Origin of the sequence: Chitinophaga sp. (genome assembly GCF_035564935.1) — a bacterium.
GTDB lineage: Bacteria > Bacteroidota > Bacteroidia > Chitinophagales > Chitinophagaceae > Chitinophaga.
In genome coordinates, this window is record NZ_DATMTE010000213.1 from 1 (window position 1) to 3,885 (window position 3,885).

Sequence of the window (3,885 nt, forward strand, 5' to 3'; positions counted from 1 at the left end):
TTAATCCTGATAATATTCACCGGTAGCTTCCTTTACGGAACGCCCGTTATAACAATAATAAAGATCGCAATAGCTTTATTTGTTGCGGCTATTCCTGAAGGATTACCTGTTGTAACCACATTGGTGCTTTCTTTTGGTATACTCCGGATGGCAAAACATAACGTCATTATAAAAAAGATGTCGGCTGTTGAAACACTTGGCGGAACAAATGTTATCTGCACGGATAAAACGGGCACGCTTACGCAAAACAAAATAGAAGTATCACTTATTCATGCAGCCGGTCTAACTGCTCATGTAAGCATTAATTCCGCAGGCACTTCTATGCTTTGGACAGAAAACAAGTGCATCTCTGAAACAACTGCCTATACTCATTTATGCAATATATCCGCATTATGCACCACGGCAAGCTATCAATTTAACGGCAATCATTCAATAGTTTCGGGGGATCCATTGGAAATAGCCCTGCTTAAAATGATACACGCCTCAGGCCTAAGCTCAACAAAATACCAGCAACAATTCATCAAAACAGATGAAATACCTTTCTCTTCAGAAACAAGGGTTATGTTTACGCGACACAAGAGAAACCCGGATCAGCTTTATTATGTGGCGGCCAAAGGCGCCGTGGAGGATATACTGGAATATTGCAGTTCCGTGGAAGATAAAAATGGTAAAAGCCAGATGGGCCCCAAACAGAAAGAACAATGGAATACTATTGCCGTAAAATACGCGCAATCCGGCTTCCGGATGCTGGCATTTGCTTACAGGGAAACAGTAAAACAGGAAGTATCTTTTACGCATGAGCTAACACTGGCCGGAATTATTGGTTTCAGTGATCCTCCGGCAGCAGGTGTGAAAGAAGCAATCAAAGAGTGTAAAGAAGCAGGTATAAGAGTGATCATGATAACAGGGGATCATCCGGAAACCGCAAAAAATATTGCATTGCAGTTAGGTATAACCACCCGTGAAGAAAAAGTGATGCCCGGCAGCAGGATGAAACCTTATGATCAGTTAACAGCGAGCGACCGGGTAAAATGGCTGAACACCAGTGTTTTCGCCAGGGTTAGCCCGGATCAGAAACAGCAGTTGGTTACTGTTCTGCAAGATGAAAAAATGATAGTAGCCATGACCGGGGATGGGGTGAATGATGCCCCGGCCCTGAAACAAGCCGACATTGGCATTGCCATGGGCATAAAAGGAACCCAGGTAGCCAGAGAGGCGGCAGATATCATCCTTAAAGATGATTCCTTTACTGCTATTGTATCTGCTGTTAAACAGGGCCGGATCATACTTGAAAATATCAGGAAATTTGTAATTTTCCTCCTATCCTGCAACCTGAGTGAACTGCTCGTAATTTCTATTTGCTCGTTATTCAACCTGCCCTTCCAGCTTTTCCCGTTACAGATCTTATTTATCAATTTCCTGACAGATGCCATGCCCGCACTTGCCCTCGGCGTAAGCAACAGCGGTAATCAGGTTATGCAGCAAAAACCTCATCCTGCAGGGACCCCAATAATTGACAAAAAAAGATGGATTGCTATATTTACGTATTCATTTATAATCACCCTCGCCACCCTGGGAGCTGTGGCCATCAGCTATCTGTTAGTTCATAACGGGGCACCAAGTAACAGGGCATACAACAATATTTTGTTCTATACATTAATCCTTACCCAGCTATTCCAGGTATTCAATATGACTTTTAAAAGGGGGATCGCATTTCATAAAACAGATGTATTTCGTAACCAGGCCATATGGTATTCAATAGCGTGTTGCATTGGGATCCTACTGGCTGCTTATTGGATCACGCCGGTACAAAAAGTGCTGCAAATTGTGGAAATAGGCGGGAAAGACTGGAGCATTGTAATATTATGCACAATTTTAGCTATTGTTATTATAAGGCTCATAAAAAAGTGGGGCTGGGTTATTTAATAAGATAATGCGCCTTTCCATACAGGTGAAGACGCATTACTTCATTCTCAACATCAGCATAAAATATATTCCTCTTTATTCATGCGCAATAAACACCGGCATGACATGTTCATTTATTGCTTCAGTAGCGAAACTTTTCCTGATTAATTCAGAAAGTGGTGAACGGCCAAAAGATCCACACACCAGCAGTGGCTTCTCAATATCTGCTATCCAGGTATCGAAATATTTTTTCGGATCCCCCTCCAGTTTATGAATGGTGAGATCAGTAAAATGCCTTGCTACCAATTCTTCCACCAGTTGCACCTCAGGGATATCTTTGCTTTCCTTATTAGTTGCGTATACGAGCACCGCTTTCTTAAAGGAAAGCTCAGGCATCAGGTTGCAAAAAGATTTAATTGCAAATGCAGATTGCTCACTGCCATCATAGGCAAGCACAACACTTTCGGGAAAACAGGTTTTCTCCGGAACTAGTAATACCGGGCATTCCGCGTTATGCAAGGCCAGTTTCAGATATTCGTTAGGCGTTTCAGTACCCAGGTTCTCGTAGAACTTCTCGCTTCCCAGTATCAGCAGATCGGCAAACCGTGTTTCTCTTCTCAGATCTTCCAAAGATGAATCATATGCCGCTTTATGCACCCTGTATTCAATATGCCTCCGGACGCATTCTTTCTCAAATATCACTATGTTTTCCACTACCAGTTCATCACTATAGCTTTCCAGCGTAGGTTCAAAAACGGAGCCGGTAAGAAGGGCAGAATTCCATGAAGGCGAGAAATCCATTTTAGGCAAAAAAGTGCCCACCAGCAGCAGTGGTGAGATTTCGTTTAACCTGCCCGCAAATTCCAAAGCCCCTTTGGAAAAATGATCAGCATCCAGGGCCAAAAGTATTTTTTTCATATTGTTGTTATTTAAATTAATTAGCTATAAACGGGTAATAATGATTTACATTTATTCCATTTTCCATCTTTTCAAATGCGGTAGCCGGCTAATGGTTGCTTCCAGTATATCTTCCGGCAATTTTTGCTTATCCATTACACGGATCATATTTGCTTTCATATCGTCGAGCGATAAACCCGGATGCGTAAATTCCCCGTGTTGGTAACAATATTTACAGTATTCATGGCTGGGAGTACCATCTGTTTCCGTTCCCAAAAGGGTGGCATTGTCCAATGGCATACCGCAGCTCTGGCAAATTTTATTATTTTCCATACCCTTTATTTTTGTCATGATGAAGGTAACATCAATAGCTAACAACACGAATGACTACCGTCATGCCCCATCCTGATCTCCATCCCCTAGCAGGCAGCACTACCTGGTTTCCCTGTTGAACACCGCCATTTCCTGTTGTAACCTCGCCCCGGACCATCGTCCGTTTGCCATCATACGCTTTATAGTATACAAGGCATCTCCCCGCCTTCCGTTTAGCTGGAAAGCAGCCCTGTAACCATTTGATTTCAACTGATTGATAATGCTGTCATTCCACTCTCCAAAAGGATAAGCAAAATAGCATACCGGTTTACCTGTAATTCTTTCCAATGTTAGCTTCGGGCGGCTCAACTGCTTTTTCCAATCCATGCTGCCGGTAGCGTATAAATGCGGATGGTCCCAGGTATGCGCCCCGATAACATGTCCCTGGTCTGCAAGCATCCTTATCTGTTCCCCGGATAAATAACCAGGCTTGCCAATGGTGACCGTCATTACAAAAAAGACACCCCTGAATCCATAATGGCGCAATAGCGAATCGGCTATAGAAAAATGTTCGCTATGTGAATCATCAAAAGTGATTATGAATGCTTTGGCAGGCAACCTGGTATTCCCCGTTAAACAGGCTATTAACTCATCCGGCAATATAGTATGATAACCACTGTCCGAAAGCGCCTTCAGTTGATCATTAAACTGCTTACTGCTAATGTGCATTAAGTCGTTTGTATGATTTCCCCCTTCATAAATATTGTGATA

At 42.8% G+C, this 3,885-nt stretch carries 4 protein-coding genes; 1 reads left to right on the forward strand and 3 read right to left on the reverse strand.

Features of this window, described 5'->3' with window-relative positions; genetic code table 11:
- On the forward strand, positions 1–1,926 hold a 1,926-nt coding region (locus VN105_RS05560), incomplete at its 5' end, for a cation-transporting P-type ATPase (protein WP_325638751.1).
- A 75-nt stretch (positions 1,927–2,001) separates the two neighbouring features.
- On the opposite strand, the gene VN105_RS05565 is transcribed toward VN105_RS05560, so the two are convergent.
- The 3 genes from VN105_RS05565 to VN105_RS05575 form a co-directional block, all read right to left on the reverse strand.
- A complete protein-coding gene (locus VN105_RS05565; RefSeq protein ID WP_325638753.1) occupies positions 2,002–2,823 on the reverse strand; it encodes a universal stress protein in 822 nt (273 codons plus the stop codon).
- Positions 2,824–2,874: 51 nt separating this feature from the next.
- Positions 2,875–3,135: a zinc ribbon domain-containing protein gene (locus VN105_RS05570; RefSeq protein WP_325638755.1), complete on the reverse strand. Its 261-nt coding sequence runs from the start codon at positions 3,133–3,135 to the stop codon at positions 2,875–2,877.
- A gap of 99 nt (positions 3,136–3,234) precedes the next feature.
- Positions 3,235–3,885 (reverse strand): polysaccharide deacetylase family protein (locus VN105_RS05575; protein WP_325638757.1); only part of this gene is annotated, 651 nt, incomplete at its 5' end.

Coding starts and splice junctions, on each gene's coding strand:
- VN105_RS05565 (WP_325638753.1), bottom strand. CDS start 2,823: ATGAAAAAAATACTTTTGGCCCTGGATGCTGATCATTTTTCCAAAGGG.
- VN105_RS05570 (WP_325638755.1), bottom strand. CDS start 3,135: ATGGAAAATAATAAAATTTGCCAGAGCTGCGGTATGCCATTGGACAAT.